This is a genomic window from Paraburkholderia sp. J8-2 (assembly GCF_905220195.1).
In the GTDB taxonomy this organism is placed as follows: domain Bacteria; phylum Pseudomonadota; class Gammaproteobacteria; order Burkholderiales; family Burkholderiaceae; genus Paraburkholderia.
Genome location: NZ_CAJMZA010000005.1, coordinates 46,920 through 65,832, shown reverse-complemented (window position 1 = coordinate 65,832; position 18,913 = coordinate 46,920). Strand labels below are relative to the sequence as shown.

Genomic DNA, 18,913 nt, shown 5'->3' with positions numbered 1-18,913 from the left:
CACCATGAACGACTCCTATCCCAGTCGACGCCAGACCGACAAACCGCAGGAAAAGCGCTCCCTACTCGAGCGGCTGACCGACTTCATCTCGCCCGAGCCCGACTCGCGCGCCGAGCTTCTCGAAATCCTCCAGGACGCGCACGCGCGCAACCTGATCGACGCCGATTCGCTTTCGATGATCGAAGGCGTGTTCCAGGTGTCCGAGCTTTGCGCGCGCGACATCATGATCCCGCGCGCGCAGATGGACGCGATCAACATCGCCGACAGTCCTGACGAATTCATTCCGTTCGTGCTCGAGAAAGCGCACTCGCGCTACCCCGTGTATGACGGCAATCGCGACAACGTGATCGGCGTGCTGCTCGCGAAAGATCTGCTGCGCTACTACGCCGAAGAAGAGTTCGACGTGCGCGGCATGCTGCGCCCGGCCGTATTTATTCCCGAGTCCAAGCGCCTGAACGTGCTGCTGCACGACTTTCGCCAGAACCGCAACCACATCGCGATCGTCGTGGACGAATACGGCGGCGTGGCCGGTCTCATCACGATCGAGGACGTGCTGGAGCAGATCGTCGGCGACATCGAAGACGAGTACGACTTCGACGAGGAAAGCGGCAACATCATCGCCTCGCCCGACGGGCGCTTCCGCGTGCGCGCGCTCACCGAAATCGAACAGTTCAACGAGGCGTTCGGCACCCATTATTCGGACGAGGAAGTCGATACGATCGGCGGATTCGTCACGAACCACTTTGGGCACGTGCCGCATCGCGGGGAGAAGGTCCGCATCGACGACCTGATCTTCGAGGTGCTGCGCGCCGACGCGCGCCAGGTCCACATGCTGCTCGTGCGCCGCGACCCGATGGCAGGACAGCGCGAAGCCGCGCTGCAGCCGCCGGGCACCTGAGCTCGCGCGAGCGCGCCTCGTATGCGCCGATGACGCCAGCCTTTGGGCTGGCGTTTTTGCTTCGAGCGCGCGGATGTCCCGATCCGTCCCCAGCAGAGCTTCCCGGGAACGACGCACGAAAGTGCTATCGTTGCGCTCGTCGCGCAATCCGCGCTCGCGCCTTTCATCGCGCATTTCATCGCATTCCACAGCACCGCATGGCCGAACCGATCGATACCCGCACGCGCACCGAGACGCGCGCGACGGAAACCACCAGCGCCACCAACGGCGCCGCGCGCCGCGCGCTGCCCTTCTGGCACTATCTCGCGGCCGCCGCGCTGGGCGCGCTCAACACGCTGTCATTCGCGCCCACGCCGCACGGCGGCTGGCTCGCCATTGCGATCTTCGCGCTGTTCTACTGCTGGCTCACGCGCACGACCGGCTGGAAGAGCGCGCTCTTCACCGGCTGGGCATTCGGCTTCGGCAACTTCGTGAGCGGCGTGTGGTGGCTCTACGTGAGCATGCACTTCTACGGCGGCATGCCTGCGGTGCTCGCGGGCGCAGCGCTCGTGCTGTTCTCGCTCTATCTCGGTATGTATCCGGCGCTCGCCGCGCTCATCTGGTCGTTCTGCGCGGGGCATGCGAAAAATGGACGCAGCGGCGAGTTGCCGTTTTCGCCGACGTGGCACGGCGCTTTCGCGTTCGCAAGCGCATGGGCGCTCGGCGAGTGGGCGCGCGGCTACGTGTTCACCGGCTTTCCCTGGCTTTCGAGCGGCTACGCGCAGGTGGACGGCCCGCTCGCCGGTTTCGCGCCGATCGTCGGCGTGTATGGCGTGGGCTGGGTGCTCGCGCTCGTCGCGGCGCTCATCGCTCAGGCGGTCTTGCGCGTGCGCGACGTGAATCGCCAGCCCGCAGCGCCCTCGCGCAGCGCAGTCGCGACGCCGGCGCTGCTCGCTGTCGCCGTGATCGCAGCCGGCCTGCTGCTCTCGCTCGTCTCGTGGACGCAACCGTCCGGCACACCGCTCAACGTGCGTCTCTTGCAAGGCAACGTCAAGCAGGACATGAAGTTCTCCGAGGCCGGCTTTACCGACGCGCTCAACGAGTTCCAGAAGCTCATTACCGAAAAGCCCGCCGATCTCGTCGTCACGCCCGAAACCGCCGTGCCGGTGCTGGTGCAGGAGATTCCCCAGAAGTTCGGCCGCGATATCCGCGCCTTCGCCGACGGCACGAACACGGCCATCCTGTTCGGCGCGGTGGGCGGCACGATCACGCCCGACGGACGCGTGACCGACTACACCAATAGCCTGTTCGGCATCACGCCGGGCCAGAACGGCCTTTATCGCTACGACAAGCACCACCTCGTGCCCTTCGGCGAGTTCGTGCCCTGGGGCTTCCGTTGGTTCGTCAATCTCATGAACATCCCGCTCGGCGACTTCGCGCGCGGGGCGCCTGTGCAGCCGCCGTTCCGCGTGCACGGTGAACTCGTGGCCGTGAACATTTGCTACGAGGACATCTTCGGCGAGGAAATCGCGCGCATTGTGCGCGAGAGCCCCACCTCGCCGGGCATCCTCATCAACTCGACGAACCTCGCGTGGTTCGGCGACACCATCGCGCTCGACCAGCATCTGCAGATCGCACGCATGCGCTCGCTCGAAACCGGCCGGCCGATGCTGCGCGCGACCAACACGGGCGCGACCGCCGCCATCGACGCGAAAGGCCGCGTGATCGCGCGTCTGCCAACGTTCACGGCGGGCTCGCTCGACGTGAAGGTGGAAGGCACGAGCGGCTTCACGCCCTACGTGACGAGCGGCAACAACACCGTCATCGCCATTTCGCTGCTGCTGCTCGCGCTCGGCTTCGCGTTCGGACCGGCCTTCAAGGGCGCGAAGACGCGCAAGCCGGCGGACGAAAAATAAGGCGCGCGCAAGGCACACGCAACATCGCGCCAACGACGCAACCACACCGCTGCCGGCCGCCGGAACCCCGTCCAGGTCTCAAGGCTCCGGCAATCCGGTAAAATTCAACGTTTTAGCACCTGGCCGCCTCCGGCCCGGGCCACGCAAGGGGAAGGGGCAAGGCGGAGAATCGCCGCCCCGCCGGCGCGCTCGCTTAAGGCGGGCCCGCTGCATTCCGCTCCCGCAAGCCCGAAAGACACTGCAGGCACACATGCTCACGTTTCAGCAAATCATCCTGACGCTCCAGTCTTACTGGGACAAGCAGGGCTGCGCACTGCTCCAGCCGATCGACATGGAAGTCGGCGCCGGCACCTCGCACGTCCACACCTTCCTGCGCGCAATCGGCCCCGAGCCATGGCGCGCGGCCTACGTGCAGCCCTCGCGCCGCCCGAAGGACGGCCGCTACGGCGAGAACCCGAACCGCCTGCAGCACTACTACCAGTACCAGGTGGTGCTCAAGCCCGCGCCGGAGAACATTCTCGACCTGTACCTCGGCTCGCTCGAGGCGCTCGGCTTCGACCTGAAGCAGAACGACGTGCGCTTCGTCGAAGACGACTGGGAGAACCCCACGCTCGGCGCCTGGGGCCTTGGCTGGGAAGTGTGGCTCAACGGCATGGAAGTCACGCAGTTCACCTACTTCCAGCAGGTGGGCGGCATCGACTGCAAGCCGGTGCTCGGCGAAATCACCTACGGTCTCGAGCGTCTCGCCATGTATCTGCAGAAGGTCGAGAACGTCTACGACCTCGTGTGGACCGAGTGGGAAGAGCAAGGCCCGAACGGCCCGGAACTGCGCCGCCTCACGTATGGCGACGTCTATCACCAGAACGAAGTCGAGCAATCGACCTACAACTTCGAGCACGCGAACGTCGACCTGCTGTTCACGTTCTTCAACGCGTACGAAAGCGAAGCGAAGCGCATGATCGATCTGCAGCTCGCGCTGCCCGCCTACGAACTCGTGCTCAAGGCCGGCCACACGTTCAACCTGCTCGACGCGCGCGGCGCGATCTCCGTGACGGAGCGTGCAGCGTACATCGGCCGCATTCGCGCGCTGTCGCGCAGCGTGGCGCAGTCGTACTACGAGTCGCGCGAGAAGCTCGGCTTCCCGATGCTCGGCAACCCCGTGCACGGCGTGCCTGGCCTCACCACCGACGAACAGGACGCCGCGATGCCCGCCTGGGCGCCGCCGCTGAAGGTCGAACGCAAGTTCGACGAGGCATGACCGGATCTCCAGAACAATGACGCAAGCTCATCACGCCACTCTCCTCGTCGAACTGCTGACCGAGGAACTGCCGCCCAAGGCCCTCGCGCGCCTGGGCGACGCGTTCGCCGAAGGCATTGCGCAGCGCCTCGCCGCGCGCGACCTGATCGAAGGCGATCTCGCGTTCGAACGTTACGCCACGCCGCGCCGCCTCGCGGTCACGATCAAGAACGTGCGCAGCGTCGCGCCCGAAAAGCAGGTGCGCGAAAAAGTGCTGCCCGTTTCGGTCGCGCTCGACGCGAGCGGCCAGCCCACCGCGCCGCTCGCGAAGAAGCTCGCGGCGCTCGGCTTCCCCGATTTCCCGGTTAACGACCTTGAACGCGCAAGCGACGGCAAGAACGAAGCGTTCTTCCTGCGCTACTCGGCGCCTGGCGCCACGCTCGCCGACGGCCTGCAAGCCGTGCTCGACGAAGCGCTCGGCAAGCTGCCGATCCCGAAGGTCATGACCTACCAGCGCCCGGACGGCAGCAACGTGCAGTTCGTGCGCCCGGTGCATCGCCTCACGGTGCTGCACGGCGACCAGATCGTGCCGGTCACGGCATTCGGCGTCGACGCCGACGACACCACGCGCGGCCACCGCTTCCTCTCGGAAGGCCTGATCGCCATTCAGCACGCCGACGAGTACGCGCACACGCTCCAGCACAAGGGCTTCGTGATCGCGAGCTACGCCGACCGCCGCGAGTCGATTCGCGCGCAACTCATCGAACAGGCCGGCAGCGACAAGGTCGTGATGCCCGAGTCGCTGCTCGACGAAGTAAATTCGCTCGTCGAATGGCCGGTTGTGTATGCATGCAAGTTCGAGGACGAATTCCTGCAAGTGCCGCAGGAATGCCTGATCCTCACGATGCAGACGAACCAGAAGTACTTCGCGCTCACCGACGACCAGGGCCGCCTGCGCTCGCGCTTCCTGATCGTCTCGAATATCGCAACACAAACGCCCGACGAGATCGTCGAAGGCAACGAACGCGTGGTGCGCCCGCGTCTGGCCGACGCGAAGTTCTTCTTCGAGCAGGACAAGAAGAAGCCGCTGGCCGACCGTGTACCGCTGCTCGCGAACGTCGTGTATCACAACAAGCTCGGCTCGACGCTGCAGCGCGTGGAGCGCCTCGAAGCGATCGCCGGCCAGATCGCCTTGATGTGCAGCGCCAATATCGCGCTCGCGGAACGCGGCGCGCGACTCGCGAAAGCCGACCTGCTGACCGACATGGTGGGCGAGTTCCCCGAGCTGCAAGGCACGATGGGCACCTACTACGCTCGCCACGACGGCGAGCCCGAAGAAGTGGCGATTGCGTGCTCCGAGCACTATCAGCCGCGCTTCTCGGGCGACGCCCTGCCCGCCACCGCGACGGGCACGATCGTCGCGCTCGCGGACAAGCTGGAAACGCTCGTCGGCATCTGGGGCATTGGCCTTGCGCCCACGGGCGAGAAGGACCCGTTCGCGCTGCGCCGCCACGCGCTGGGCGTGCTGCGCATTCTCGTCGAGAAGCAACTGCCGCTCGACCTGGTTGAGCTGTTGCGCGCCACGTACGCGCAATTCGCCGGCATCGAGGCGGTGACGGAATCGACCCAGGCCATCTACGAGTTCTGCATGGACCGCCTGCGCGGCATGCTGCGCGAACGCGGCTTTGCGGCGACCGAAGTGGACGCCGTGCTCGCACTGAACCCCACGCGCTTTGACGACATCGTCTCGCGTCTGGACGCGGTGCGCGAATTCGCAGCGCTCGCGGAAGCGGCCTCGCTCGCGGCGGCCAACAAGCGCATCTCCAACATCCTCAAGAAGTCCGAGGGCGCGGAAGACGCCGGCGTGCAAGTGGCCCTTTTCATCGAAGCCGCAGAAAAGGCGCTCTACGCGCAGCTCGAACAGGTCGCGCCGCGCGTGGAAACGCAACTCGCCGCACGTGAATACACGGGCGCACTCACCGCGCTCGCGGCGCTGCGCGAAACCGTGGACACGTTCTTCAACGACGTGATGGTCAACGCCGAAGACCCGGCGCTGCGTGCGAACCGCCTCGCGCTGCTCAAGGCGCTGCATCGCCAGATGAACAGCGTCGCGGACATCTCGCGACTCGCTGCATAAGCGGAAAAAAGCGGAACTGAGCAAGACGCCATGCCGAACAGCACCACCAGAAAACTCGTGATCCTCGACCGCGACGGCGTGATCAACGTCGACTCCGACGCGTTCATCAAGTCGCCGGACGAATGGATCGCGATTCCCGGCAGCCTCGAAGCGATCGCGCGCCTGAACCAGGCGGGCTATCGCGTCGCGGTGGCGTCGAACCAGTCGGGCATCGGGCGCGGACTGTTCGACATGGCCGCGCTCAACGCCATGCACGCGAAGATGCACCGCCAGGCTGCGGCCGTGGGCGGGCGCATCGACGCCGTGTTCTTCTGCCCGCACACGGCCCAGGACCATTGCGAGTGCCGCAAGCCGCTGCCGGGCATGCTCAAGATGATCGCAGAGCGCTTCGAGATCGAGCCCGCCGATACTCCGGTGGTGGGCGACTCGCTGCGCGACCTGCAAGCGGGCGCGGCGCTCGGCTTTCGCACCCACCTCGTGCGCTCGGGCAAAGGCGAGAAAACGCTCGCCGCCGGCGGCTTGCCTGAAGGCACGATGATCCACGACGACCTGCGCGCTTTCGCGCTCGATTTTCTCGCGAACGCCACTGCGTGAAGGCGCAGACAGTTCCCGCGTACATTAACCCGGCTCGACCGATGCGCTTTCTCCGCTCCCTGCTGCTGTTCATCTACTTCATCGTCTACACGATGCCGTACGCAACGGCGTGCTTTATCGCGTTCCCGTTCCTGAACGCAACGCGACGCTACTGGATGGCCGTGGGCTGGTGCCGCTCCACGCTTTTCGTCGCGCGCCACCTCAATGGCATTCGCTACCGTATCGAAGGCATGGAGAACCTGCCCAACGGGCCGGCCGTGCTGCTCTCGAAGCACCAGTCCGCATGGGAAACGCTGGCGTTCCCTGCGCTCATGCCGCGACCGCTGTGCTATGTGTTCAAGCGCGAGCTGCTGTTCGTGCCGTTCTTCGGCTGGGCGCTCGGCATGCTGAAGATGGTTCACATCAACCGCAAGGAAGGCAAGAACGCCTTCACCTCGGTGATACGCCAGGGCAAGCAGCGCATGGCCGAAGGCGCCTGGGTGATCATGTTCCCTGAAGGCACGCGCATACCGGTGGGCAAGCAGGGCAAGTACAAGACCGGCGGCCCGCGCTTTGCCATTGAAACCGGCGCGCCCGTGGTGCCGATCGCGCACAACGCGGGCCACGTCTGGCCCCGAAACTCGTTCATTAAATATCCGGGTATAGTCACGGTGTCGATCGGCAAGCCGATCGAGACGACCGGACTCACGCCCGACGAAGTGAACACGCGCGTGGAACAGTGGATCGAAGCGGAAATGCGACGCATCGATCCTGAGGCGTATCGCGAAACGGATGGCGCAGCGGCGAAAGCAGCGGGGATTTGAGGCGTCGGCGCTTGACGTGCTGGCTCGCGTTGCACGCAGGGTTGGCGCGCGAGTGCTGGCGCTGCTCGCCGCACGGCTGAGCACGCCGCACAACACTGCGCCGGAAGCCCTACGCAAGCGCCCCGCGAAAAGCGGCAAACGCCCACGCCGCGCACGCCCATCCGCACCAGGCCTGACGATGCAGAAGTCCCCCACGCCGCGCCCAAACGCGGCACTCGACAACCGGCAGCTCGACTTGCCGCTCTTTGCTGAACCGGCGCCTGTTGTGGCGCCTGATGCGTCCTCTCCCTTACACACACCGCAGCCCGCTCCTTTGCTATCGCCTGAAAAGCCCGGCAAGGCGCCGCTCGCGCCCGATGGCACGCGCCTGCGTACTGTCGCCCTTGGCGCGCGCACGCTGCATTACCGGCTCAAGCGCTCTTCGCGTAAATCGATTGGGTTCGTGATCGATGGGACGGGGCTTAGCATCACTGCGCCCAGATGGGTCACGATTGCCGATATTGAGACCGCTATCGCTGAGAAGCAGCGGTGGATTTTTGCGAAGCTCGCGGAGTGGCAGACGCGCACGGAGCAACGCGCGTTGCCGCGTGTGGAATGGCGCGATGGGGCTAAACTGCCGTTTCTTGGCAAGCCGATTACGGTGAGGCTTGGGGCTTCTGTGCTCGCGTTTGATGAAGCGAGCCGTGTTCTTGCGTTGCCGTTGCCGCCGCATGCTGAAGCGCAGCAGATCAAGGATCGCGTGACTGGGTGGCTTCAGGGCGAAGCGACACGGGTTTTTGGTGAGCGACTTGAGGTTTATGCGGAGAGGCTTGGGGTTACGTTTCGGTCTTATGCGCTTTCTTCCGCGGCTACGCGGTGGGGAAGCTGTTCAAGCGAAGGCAGGATTCGCTTGAACTGGCGGTTGATTCATTTTCCGCTTTCGGTCGTGGACTATGTCGTTGCGCATGAGCTCGCGCATTTGCGTGAGATGAATCATAGTCCGCGGTTCTGGCAGACGGTGGAGTCGATTTTTCCGGAGTTTCGGGAGGCCAGGAAGCAATTGAAGCAGCATCCGGTGGAGATGTGACGGGGGCCGTCAGCGGGAAGCTACTGCACAGATTCACAGTTGAATGCCTACCACCGTCACGTTCGTGGGATCACCGGCAAACACGGCTAGATCATGGTGTCATTGCCGATGATGGGCGCTCAAGGTCTCCTACCCCTGCCGCCGATGACAACGTTGGAATCACTTTGTCCCACAATCACCGCGCAACGAAACGCCACGGTTCCAACCCCTTAGTAGTTGATGGTCGCATTACAAATTACCTTCACCAACTGTCGAAGCGATACGAAGAAAAGGATTCAGTTCAAGACCTTGATTGCCCATTTCTGAAAAAAGACGGAAAGCTGGTCGAAAGAGCCTCGAAGATCTATTGAAGTGGAACGCGTATATCCATTTGGTGCATAGCCCGATTCACATCTCGAGTGCGAGCGTCGTTGCTGCCCTTCGCCCGACCACCAGACGTCGCGCTGCACAAGTCCCTGATTAATCCACCTGACTTCGCGGCATGCGCAGGATCGCCTTGAAAAGCAGCCTCGCGAATTGCAAGTTCGTAGTAAGGTATCTGCGCCACATGCGCCCCGGTTCCTGAATGACACGATAGAGCCATTCGAGACAGTAGCGCTGCATCCACACTGGCGCCCGGCGTACCTTCCCCGCGACGACATCGAACGTGCCCCCCACTCCCATGACGAAATCCACGCCAAGTTGCGCGCGCCAGCGATTGATGAAGTTCTCCTTCTTCGGAGACGTAATCGCAACAAACAAAAGCCGCGCGCCAGACGCACCGATCTTCTCGACGATCGCGGGCTCATCGTCCCAGAAGTAGCCGTGGTGATAGCCTGCCACGATAAGCCGAGGATGACGCTGGCAGATGTTCTCCGCAGTCGCCTGCACCACCTCGGACGTGGCGCCAAGCAGAAAGACTGGAAGGCCACGCTCGGCAGCCATCGCAAGCAAGTCGTCGAAGAGGTCGACACCTGCAACCCGCTCCGGCACGTCAACGCCGAGTATGCGCGCGGCCCAGACGACGCCCATGCCGTCGATATTGATGATGTCACAAGCGCGAATCGACGCTGCAAGGACGACATCGTGCTGCATGTGTACGATCTTGGCCGCGTTAACGACAACATGCTGGGTAAACTGCCTGGCCTCAATCCGGTTCCTGATCAACTCTACGGTCTCGCGGCCGGTAGCCACGTCCATCGGACAAGAAAACAGTTCTATTCTTTTCATTGTGCATCTCGCGTGCGCCGCTCGGCTTCGGAGCTATACAAGCTCAGTGCGTAGAAGGCCCACGCCTGTGTCCATCTCATGTAATTCACCTTGTTGGAGAAATAACGCCCTCGTCGATAGACAAAGCGCTCCTCGCGTCGCAGATAGAGGCGTTCGATTGCGCAATGGATGACTTGTCGCGCAAGTCCATGGTCTTCGTCGGATCTACCGACACGCAGCAACGTGATAACCGCTTGCGCGACCGAATGCGTGTCGAGTGGATACTTCCGGTTGGCGTAGTACCTCACATCGCCGTTCTCCTCGAAAAATGCTTTTCGGTAGAACTCCATGCCCCGCGCTACGACTTTCTCAAATTCTCGTGTCGCCAATGCGCCCTGCAGCGTAGACAGCGCTTCTAGGTTATAGCCAGTGTGGAATCCGTCGACGAACCCATGATGACTACGCTCGCCGTACTGCCAGGCACCATCTTCGCCCTGCGCACGGACCGAATGACGTGCTGCCAGCAACGCCTGCTCGCACGCGGTGTCATCCCCTGCGTGCCTTGCAGTCAACGCCACGATCGCAGCCGTCCAAAGGTTAGCGTTGTGGACCATCGCACTCTCGCCTGGCACATAGCGATAGAAAGCGGTGTCTCCCTGAATCGTGTACAGGGTTTGCAGGAATCTTCCTGCATCCAGCGCGCTCTCGACGAACCGACGATGGCCCGTCACGCGCCATAGCGCGAGAAGCGCTCGCGCGACATAGCACGTCGTAATCGCATTTGGCTTGCCAAGCGGTACATCGAACGCTCTCGCAGCCCAATGGAAGTTGTATCCCCAAGCGCTGTGCGGCCAAGCCTGGGGATTGGCTCGTTGTGACAAGAGCCAGTCGCCCAGCCTGATCGCCTCGTCCAAGTCGGCGTTGCTTCGCTGCTGCTCAAAGCGCTCAATCAATCCGAGCACCATTAACGCGATTCCCTTTGGATTTCTAGATTTTTCAATTCCACAGAGCGGCCTTAAATTGACCGGGCTGCGCCTGTGCAGCTGCTGCCAAGCAATCCGGGCAATCCGACTTCGCACGCCTCCGATCTTTGAGAAGAGGCTGCTGTTCAACGCGTCGTAGGGATCGTAACCGCAGTAATCGTCGTGTCTGATTCTATGCAGTAAGCCATTACAGATCGCCCTAATCTGATCCTGCTCCTCCATCTGCGATATATTCATAATCGACTTATCGTTTAAAGATTGAAACAGGTCCATAGAACAAAGTTTGCGTTTCTGCATCGGATGCCTCTTTCTCCCATCCAGCCTTGTACAATCCGATTTTCAAATAGGCATGTTGATCGCCCGAATATGCATTGGGGACGTGCTCGGAACGAAATGCCGATTCACCATTCTTCCAAAGCTGCGTAAACGATCGTACGCCGGAGTCGTCTGGGATATAACGAAGCATCCAATGAACCCACTTCCCTTTGTCGCTGTCAGCGCAGCAAATTTTTGCACCGGCGGTTGTCTTCTGCACCTGTATTCCACCACGCGTCGAGACGTAATAGCTTGTCCCGAGCAAGGTTAGCGCAACCGTCGGCCCTCCTTCCCTCGCCGATTGATGAATCTGCGAAATGATCACCATTTGCTTACCATCGAATTCGAAATCACGCGGAATGTACGTGCTCCATTGGACAAGGTAGTCTGAGCCTTGTGCGAATGTTGCCGGCTCGCGGAACAACAACTCGGCTCGCGGCGTGCCATTCGCTACATCCACATAGCTTTCTCGGCGCGCAATTTTCACCCGCAATACCTTACGCGAAGCATCTTCCGGATTTGACGCGATCTCAATATCTCCGGGATTCGCCTGTACCGACACCGCTCCACTTGTACCGGCGTGCCAATCCACGTGAGCCATTTGGGTCAATGCGGCGCTGACCGGCACCTGATCCGCATTCGCTGGCTCCGTCGCCATGAATGCGCAAGCCAGCACGGTCACACCACACAAACCGTAGCGCAGCAATTGCAACGATACACATTTCATACGCTTAACTAAGTGACTTAAATTGGCGTTCGAGTCGGTTGTTCTCGTAGTTCTCGGTAACACTGTACATACTCTGCACACACACTTTTTACCGAGAAACGCGAAAGGCCGTACCGTCGCCCGGCCTCGCCCAGTTGCCAAGCAATGCCGGGATCGCCACAGACCTGCTCAAGAGCCTCAGCGAGTTGCCCGGCATTGCCCGCGTCGACCAGAAATCCCGTTTCCCTTTCCTTGACGAGATCGAAGAATCCACCCGTCCTCGTACCTACGACCGCAAGACCACAAAGCATTGCCTCGAGGGTTGCGATGCCGAACGATTCACGATGACTGGGCAAGCACAACGCTCGTGCATTGCGATAGAAGTTCATCAGTTCGTCGCCGCGCAGCCAACCGATAAACGAAATGCAATCCTCTATATCCAACTGCCGTGCAAACTCGAGCCATCGATCCGTCTCCCCCGTTCCGGCAAGCTTCACGCTAATGCGCACCTGCTTCTTCTTTAGGATCGCAATAGCGGCGAACAACTCTGACAACCCCTTTTCGTCGGAGAAGCTACCTGAGAATGCGACATATGCCTGGGAATCACGTGCGTTCATCGCCTTCGCCGGCCCGAGCAAGGCAACGCGTTCCGCATTTAGCGCACAGTTACCGACTACCCGAACGCTTGCCCCTTTTCTGAATCTACGGATATCCGCGGCCGTTGCGGTCGACACGCCAATGGCGTCGTCGGCTGACTCGATGAAATTTCTCAATCCCGACTTGATACATCCCTTAGCCTGCTCGATGCAATCGGGAAGATCATTCGAGTGCCAGTGAAAAATCACCTTTCGTCGAAGCATACGAGTGAGTCGATAAAGCATCAGATTCCTGAGCGCTGAGCCGCGCGCCGAAACGTGGAAGTGGATGACGTCAACTCCGTTCAACACACGCAGGAAGAATCGCGGCATATCCAGCACGAAGAACAACAGTCTGTCCTTAATTGCCTTGAAACCGCGTGTCTCGAAGAATTCGACACGAATTGCACTCTCCTCGAACAGAGCTTTCGCGGCTCGCAGTTCATCGAGCACGGAGGCGACACCTCCTCGCTGGCCGAATCCCGGACCCACGTGAAGCACGTGCATTGTTTTACTCATGAAACTGGTACTCGCTTTTCATATGTTTATCGCCTGCCGGCAATCACCCTGCGCTCCTCGTCGGACCATCTACGCACAAGGTCCGCAATCACGGCGAGATAGGGCGCAACGATCGCAGACGTCAGCACGTGACCGGCCGAGCATGCGATCGTCATTAGCAAGATAAAAAAGTATCTCCCGTAGTGCGAAATATCACCATCGCCACGCCGAGCATATAGTCCGAAAACGTCCCGCAGGTACCAGCAGAACACCGGGATTCCCATGACCAACGCGAGGTCAGGCCCATCCATTTCAATAAGGTATCGAACGATCGGATAACCGCCAGTTAGCAGCGGCAGGAAGTCTCGACTTGCGAGCTCGCCCCATACGTTCGAGAATTTCACGTTGCGACCCGACATGAGCACTGTCGCGATCTTACCGCCACCCGCGTGATCGCTTTGATAGGTGAAGTACTGAACGCTGAGATCGACTGCCTGGCGCACAGACGGCACGAGGTAATAGACCGCGATCGCCGCAATCAGCATCAACACGATGACGACGACTAGCCGGACCGTCGCCTTAACAACGCCGTATCGCACAAAGGAGTATGCCGCGATGACCCCGAAACCGGCGATTAGCGCCCCCTTCGTACCCAAGAGGAACGCCGCCACGAACAGCGCCACAATGAGTCCAATACGACTGGCACTCCAGCCATTCCGGACGATATGGAGATACACCAGTGCCAGCCCAGAGAGCAATAGCGCCGACGCCTCATTCTGCGCGTAGATGATGCCTTTGTATCCTGCTCGGATCTGTGTGTCCCCCCGGTAGCTCCGGAAAATGTCGATCGAGAACACCGCGCCCGCAACGATCGCTAGGGCGTACATTAGCAATGTCGCACGCATCAGAGCTTCGACTTTCTCAAGCTGAGCGTCCTTGAGTTCAGAGAACGCCGCTACATAGACGAAGAGCGAAAAGACCTTCGCGATCACGACGATTTGCTCGAGGAACTCTCCGTTGGACATTGCGTTGAACGCCAGCGAGGCGAACGACATATTCACCACAACCATTGCCAACAAGCAGATGCGCCAGTTCGAGAGCCGCACCCGTCCGCTGAACAACATCACAGCTAATAACCCGACAACCATCGCGCCGCGCACGAATAGCGAATAGCGCGCGCCGATGTCGCCGCCCACCTGCCCTTTCAGCGCGTAAACCGACATGAAGTCAGAGAGCGGCGACAGCGCGATACCGACGTAGAGGACGAGCCAGATCATAGCTCGCGACGATCTGTCCCATGCGCTCGCACTGGCACGTGATTCACGCATCCGGATTGCCGAGTCAATCATCGCGCGCCGCCCTTCTGGTCACCACCACTGCTGGCCGACTCGGCGATGCAAATCGCGGCCACAACGGCCCAGCGCACGATGAGCCGCCCCACACGCACGGGCTCAAGCAGGCAATCGCGCCACCGGCCACTCGTGGGCGTGAGACGGCTGCGCTCGCCTTCCAGGTCGCTCGCGAGCGATTCGAACGCTTCCCACACAACGTAAGGCCGCAGTTCCCTTATGACCATTCCGCCGTCGTCACGATGCCACGGCCAGTCGTCGAGTAGAGCTCGCACTGGCCCTTCCGTATGTGCTAGTGCGAGCGTCGCTCCACGCGGGGAAATCCAGTAGCCGACCGCACCCGATGTCCATTGCTTGAACGGCGTGCCTATGCGCATACCATCGATGCGACTGGAGCGTTTGAGCGGCTCGTAGAGATACTCTCGAGCTTCGCGCGAGCGACTCAACTTAGACTGCCCCAGCAGCACGATGTCACCCATGCGTGCGAGTGTGTCTTCACGCCAAATCAGCACCTTCGTAAAGAAAGCGGGGTCCAAAAGGGCGTCATCTTCGAGCACGATCATGCTCCTGCCGTCACTCAGCACACGCTGCCAAAGCTGTCGATGACTGAGAAAGCACGCCACCTCACCTTGGGTCAGCGACCGCCCGTAGCGCGCTCGCGCCGCCGAGTCGTCATAGAGGCGGGCGAACTCACTGCTCTTGAAACGCTGTGCATCGATCGCGTCGACAAAGGAGAAATCTACGCCATGCTTCGACATCACTTCCGCAATGCGCTCGCGCCGCCCGGAGCGCGCGAGCGAAACAATCATGACCGGAAATCGCGCTGCCATTCATACCCTCAGCAATTGCGTGAAGTGCGCCCGCATACGGGGTGATCCCACGATGACCAAGACGAACACAATAAGGATGACTGCCTCGGCGATCAGAAACGCCCATGCGGCACCGCGTGCACCAAAGCGCGGAATCAGCGCGAACGACAGGCCAATGTTGAGAATGCCGGCGAACAGCATGACGATCGACCTCAACTTGCCGTTCGCGAACGGCACCAGCACCTGGAGGCCGAGCATGTAGGCGAGATTGCCGAACACTGTCGCGAGGCACAGCAACGTTAACACCGGCGCCGCCGCACCGAATCCGCGCCCGAGAATAACGCTCGTTACGTACCCAGAGAGCGCGGTAACGGCAAACACGCCCGCGCCTGTGATAGCGAGCGTTGCGGCAGCGCCAAGCGCCGTAAGCTTCGCCGCGGACCTCGGTCTGTCCAGCATCAGCGCCGACACCCGCGGATACAGCACGGTATTGATCTGGGCGGGCACCATGTTTCCCACGGTCTTGATGCGATCGGCCGCCGCGTAGAGCCCAACCTGGTAGGGACCGCTAAGCGCTGCGAGTAGGACCGTATTGCTCACCCCAAACAGGCTCACCGAGATCGTCGACACGAACATGTCCGCCCCCTGCGCGAGGCGTCGCACCGCCGAGCACCATGCTCGCCCCGGCTGGCCTAGGAACCCGAGTCTACGTACCATCAACAGTGAGAAGAGAGCCGTCAGACAAGGGGCAAACGCCTGAATCGCCGCCGCGATCGCGATGTCGTCAGCTGACTTAACGAACACGAAGATCAGCGGAAGAGTCACGAAGCGTCCCAGCAGAGATACTGTCGCGAACAGCGAGAATCGCTCCAAGCCTTGCAGTACCCAGTTGAGCGTGAACACGTTGCTCACTACGGCAATCCACGACATCAGCGCGACGGGTAGCACGGCGGCGGCCTGCCTGTCGAAGTGCATCGCGACACCCAAAGCGAGCAGCGAAACGACACAGAGCAGCGCCTTCGCAAAGATGACTGACCAGATCAATTCGTTGATGTCGGTCTTACTTCCGCGACATTCGACAATCGCGCGCGGCCCACTGAGGTTGAAACCCCAGTCCGTCCACAGCACGCCATAGACAGCAATGGCCGACGCATAGCCGAGGATGCCGAAATGGGTCGGCCCGAGCACACGCGTGAGATACGGAAATGTCGCCAGCGGCACAAGGTAGTTGCCGACCTGCCACGCGATCATCGCGAACAAGTTGCGGCCGAGGCGTGGCGCGCGCGCCATCAGTGCCACTGCGCCCTGGATTCGCGGCGCGCTTCGAACCTTATCCATTTGTGGCTTGATTCCGCGCTGAGAACACTGGTGCTTCGCTCACGCTAAAACCCCGCGTGTATCAATCACCACCTTCGCCTGCAATCGAACCGGATCGAACTGCTTGAACTGCGCATGATCTACGAGAATGACGATCACGTCCGCTTCAGCCATCGCGCTTCGCAAATCGCAAAGCCCAAGGCGACCTTCGAGTTCAGCTGGGAGAGTACGTATATTCGGCTCTACGGCGACGACTTGCCCAGGAAACCGCTCGGCAAGTTCTCTCGCGATCTCCACTGCCGGGCTTTCCCGCAAATCATCGATATTCGCCTTGAACGCGAGCCCCAGACACGCGATCACCGGCTCCCGAAAGCGCTTTGCAGCACGCTCCACGCGCTCAACCACCCAATGCGGTTTGTCATCGTTCACTATGCGCGCGGCGCGAATGAGTCGCGCCTGCTCGGGAGCAGAGTCGACAATGAACCACGGATCGACAGCAATGCAATGCCCACCCACACCCGGACCCGGTTGCAGAATATTCACGCGCGGATGTCGGTTCGCCAGCTTGATAAGCTCCCACACATTGATATCCAGCCGATCGCAAATCAGCGAGAGTTCGTTCGCAAACGCGATATTCACGTCCCGGAACGAGTTTTCCGTGAGCTTGCACATTTCCGCAGTCCGCGCATCGGTCACAATGCATTGTCCGCGCACAAACACCTCGTAGAGCTCCTGCGCCGCCTCGCTGCAGCGCGGCGTCATGCCACCGATTACCCGGTCGTTCTCAACCAGTTCCCGAATCACGTGTCCCGGGAGCACGCGCTCAGGGCAATGCGCAATGCGAACATCAGACGCATCTCCCATCTGTTGCGGGAAGGTCAAGTCCGGCCGCATCTCGGCCATCCAATCCGCCATCTTTGCGGTCGCGCCAACTGGTGAGGTCGATTCGAGCACAACGAGGTCGCCCTTCTTCAATACCGGCGCAACTGCACGGCTGGCCGCTTCGATATACGAAAGGTCCGGCTTGTGCCCATCAGAGAACGGCGTTGGCACGGCAATAAGGAAGGCGTCTGCCGGTTCCGGACTCGTTGTCGCCCGCAGATAGCCCTGCGACACCGCCGCGTGCACCAGCATGTCGAGTTCCGGCTCCACAATGTGAATGGCGCCGCGATTGATCGTGTCGACCGCATGCTGGTTGACGTCCACGCCAATGACCTTCTTGCGGCGAGCGGCGAACGCCGCAGCCGTGGGCAGTCCGATATAACCCAGACCAACAACCGAAATCGTTTCAAAATTCATAGTAGCCATCATTTGGTTCTAAGGAACTTCACGCTGCGCGCGCCGCAGCAGCCCACCCATCGTTCAACGTGACTGCAATGCGCTCGCACGCTCGCCCGTCGCCATAGGGGTTATCGCCCCGGCTCATCGCTGCGTACGCAGCGTGGTCTGCGAGTAGGTGTGTCACGCCCTCTACAATCGCGCGGACGTCAGTACCGACGAGCCGGACCACACCTGCATCGACCGCTTCCTGGCGCTCGGTTGTTTCGCGCATCACTAGAACGGGCTTACGCAACGACGGCGCTTCCTCTTGAATTCCGCCTGAATCGGTCAGGATCAGATGCGCGCGGTCCATGAGGCTGACGAACGGAAGGTAGTCGAGGGGCTCGATCAGATGCACGTTCGCAATGCCGGTAAGCAGGCGATTAACCGGTTCGCGCACACTCGGATTCAGATGAACGGGGTAGACGACGTCAACGTCCGGCCGTGTACGCGCAATTTGCGCGAGCGCGGCACAAATGCGCTCGAACCCGTCGCCGAAACTTTCACGGCGGTGACCCGTGACCAGGACGAGGCGCCGCGAGGAATCAAGCTGCGGCAACATGCGCTGAGCATCCGCACGCAATCTCGCATCTGTTGCCAGGCGCTCGCGCACGTGCAACAAAGCGTCGATCACCGTATTCCCCGTCACCACGATTGTTTGCGCCTGCACGCCTTCACGTATGAGGTTGTCGCGCGCCTTTTCAGTAGGCGCGAAATGGAGCGAAGCGAGCGCACCGGTCAACTTGCGGTTAGCCTCTTCCGGCCACGGCGAGAGCAGATTTCCCGTGCGCAATCCCGCTTCGACGTGCGCTACCGGCGTTCGGTTGTAGAACGCGGCGAGCGTTGCAGCCATTGTTGTAGTCGTGTCGCCATGTACCAGCACAAGATCCGGTCGTGCCTGCGCCAGCACGTCGCGCATGCCCGTCACAATGGCCGTCGTGACGTCGTACAGATCCTGGCCACGCTTCATGATGTTCAAATCGAAGTCAGGCTGAATGGAGAACAGCGTAAGTACCTGATCCAGCATTTCGCGATGCTGTCCCGTCACGCAAACCTGGCATCGAAAGCCGGGCTCGCGTTGAAGGCGCTTGACCAACGGCGCCATCTTGATCGCCTCCGGTCGCGTTCCAAACGTTAGTAGTACATTTTTTTTCATCGATGCC

Annotated in this window: 16 protein-coding genes; 7 read left to right on the top strand and 9 right to left on the bottom strand. The window is 61.1% G+C overall.

Going from position 1 to position 18,913, the window contains the following annotated elements; genetic code table 11:
• The first annotated feature begins 4 nt into the window (after positions 1-4).
• The 7 genes from U5A52_RS13615 (at position 5) to U5A52_RS13585 (ending at position 8,630) form a co-directional block, all read left to right on the top strand.
• Positions 5-898, top strand: a complete 894-nt coding sequence (locus U5A52_RS13615) for an HlyC/CorC family transporter (RefSeq protein ID WP_321913704.1) — start codon at positions 5-7, stop codon at positions 896-898.
• A 197-nt stretch (positions 899-1,095) separates the two neighbouring features.
• Entirely contained in the window at positions 1,096-2,793 is a 1,698-nt protein-coding gene (gene lnt, locus U5A52_RS13610; protein WP_321935028.1) for an apolipoprotein N-acyltransferase, read from the top strand.
• 250 nt (positions 2,794-3,043) lie between these two features.
• Complete coding sequence (glyQ, locus tag U5A52_RS13605; protein ID WP_321913702.1) at positions 3,044-4,051, top strand: glycine--tRNA ligase subunit alpha; 1,008 nt, start codon at positions 3,044-3,046, stop codon at positions 4,049-4,051.
• A 16-nt stretch (positions 4,052-4,067) separates the two neighbouring features.
• Positions 4,068-6,167, top strand: coding sequence for a glycine--tRNA ligase subunit beta (gene glyS, locus U5A52_RS13600; RefSeq protein ID WP_321935027.1), 2,100 nt, complete (start codon positions 4,068-4,070; stop codon positions 6,165-6,167).
• A gap of 30 nt (positions 6,168-6,197) precedes the next feature.
• Positions 6,198-6,761 (top strand): D-glycero-beta-D-manno-heptose 1,7-bisphosphate 7-phosphatase, encoded by a 564-nt coding sequence (gene gmhB, locus U5A52_RS13595; protein WP_321913700.1) that lies wholly within the window; start codon positions 6,198-6,200, stop codon positions 6,759-6,761.
• 41 nt (positions 6,762-6,802) lie between these two features.
• Entirely contained in the window at positions 6,803-7,564 is a 762-nt protein-coding gene (locus U5A52_RS13590) for a lysophospholipid acyltransferase family protein (RefSeq protein WP_321913699.1), read from the top strand.
• Between the two features lie 178 nt (positions 7,565-7,742).
• Positions 7,743-8,630 carry a SprT family zinc-dependent metalloprotease gene (locus U5A52_RS13585; protein ID WP_321935169.1) on the top strand — a complete coding sequence of 296 codons (888 nt, stop codon included), beginning with the start codon at positions 7,743-7,745 and terminating at the stop codon, positions 8,628-8,630.
• A gap of 459 nt (positions 8,631-9,089) precedes the next feature.
• On the opposite strand, the gene U5A52_RS13580 is transcribed toward U5A52_RS13585, so the two are convergent.
• From U5A52_RS13580 to wecB, 9 genes are all read right to left on the bottom strand, one after another.
• On the bottom strand, positions 9,090-9,839 hold the full coding sequence (locus U5A52_RS13580) for a WecB/TagA/CpsF family glycosyltransferase (protein ID WP_321935026.1): 750 nt from the start codon (positions 9,837-9,839) through the stop codon (positions 9,090-9,092).
• On the bottom strand, positions 9,836-11,098 hold the full coding sequence (locus U5A52_RS13575; protein WP_321935025.1) for an aspartate-semialdehyde dehydrogenase: 1,263 nt from the start codon (positions 11,096-11,098) through the stop codon (positions 9,836-9,838). The genes U5A52_RS13580 and U5A52_RS13575 overlap by 4 nt, the downstream gene beginning before the upstream one ends.
• A complete protein-coding gene (locus U5A52_RS13570; protein WP_321935024.1) occupies positions 11,046-11,828 on the bottom strand; it encodes a heparin lyase I family protein in 783 nt (260 codons plus the stop codon). The genes U5A52_RS13575 and U5A52_RS13570 overlap by 53 nt, the downstream gene beginning before the upstream one ends.
• Positions 11,829-11,860: 32 nt before the next feature.
• Complete coding sequence (locus tag U5A52_RS13565) at positions 11,861-12,910, bottom strand: glycosyltransferase (RefSeq protein ID WP_321935023.1); 1,050 nt, start codon at positions 12,908-12,910, stop codon at positions 11,861-11,863.
• Between the two features lie 92 nt (positions 12,911-13,002).
• On the bottom strand, positions 13,003-14,232 hold the full coding sequence (locus U5A52_RS13560; RefSeq protein ID WP_321935022.1) for an O-antigen ligase family protein: 1,230 nt from the start codon (positions 14,230-14,232) through the stop codon (positions 13,003-13,005).
• Between the two features lie 68 nt (positions 14,233-14,300).
• Positions 14,301-15,113: a glycosyltransferase family 25 protein gene (locus U5A52_RS13555; protein WP_321935021.1), complete on the bottom strand. Its 813-nt coding sequence runs from the start codon at positions 15,111-15,113 to the stop codon at positions 14,301-14,303.
• 21 nt (positions 15,114-15,134) lie between these two features.
• Positions 15,135-16,451, bottom strand: coding sequence for a flippase (locus U5A52_RS13550; protein WP_321935020.1), 1,317 nt, complete (start codon positions 16,449-16,451; stop codon positions 15,135-15,137).
• 39 nt (positions 16,452-16,490) lie between these two features.
• Entirely contained in the window at positions 16,491-17,729 is a 1,239-nt protein-coding gene (gene wecC, locus U5A52_RS13545) for a UDP-N-acetyl-D-mannosamine dehydrogenase (protein WP_321935019.1), read from the bottom strand.
• A gap of 28 nt (positions 17,730-17,757) precedes the next feature.
• Positions 17,758-18,906: a non-hydrolyzing UDP-N-acetylglucosamine 2-epimerase gene (gene wecB, locus U5A52_RS13540; protein WP_321935018.1), complete on the bottom strand. Its 1,149-nt coding sequence runs from the start codon at positions 18,904-18,906 to the stop codon at positions 17,758-17,760.
• Between the last annotated feature and the right edge of the window lie 7 nt (positions 18,907-18,913).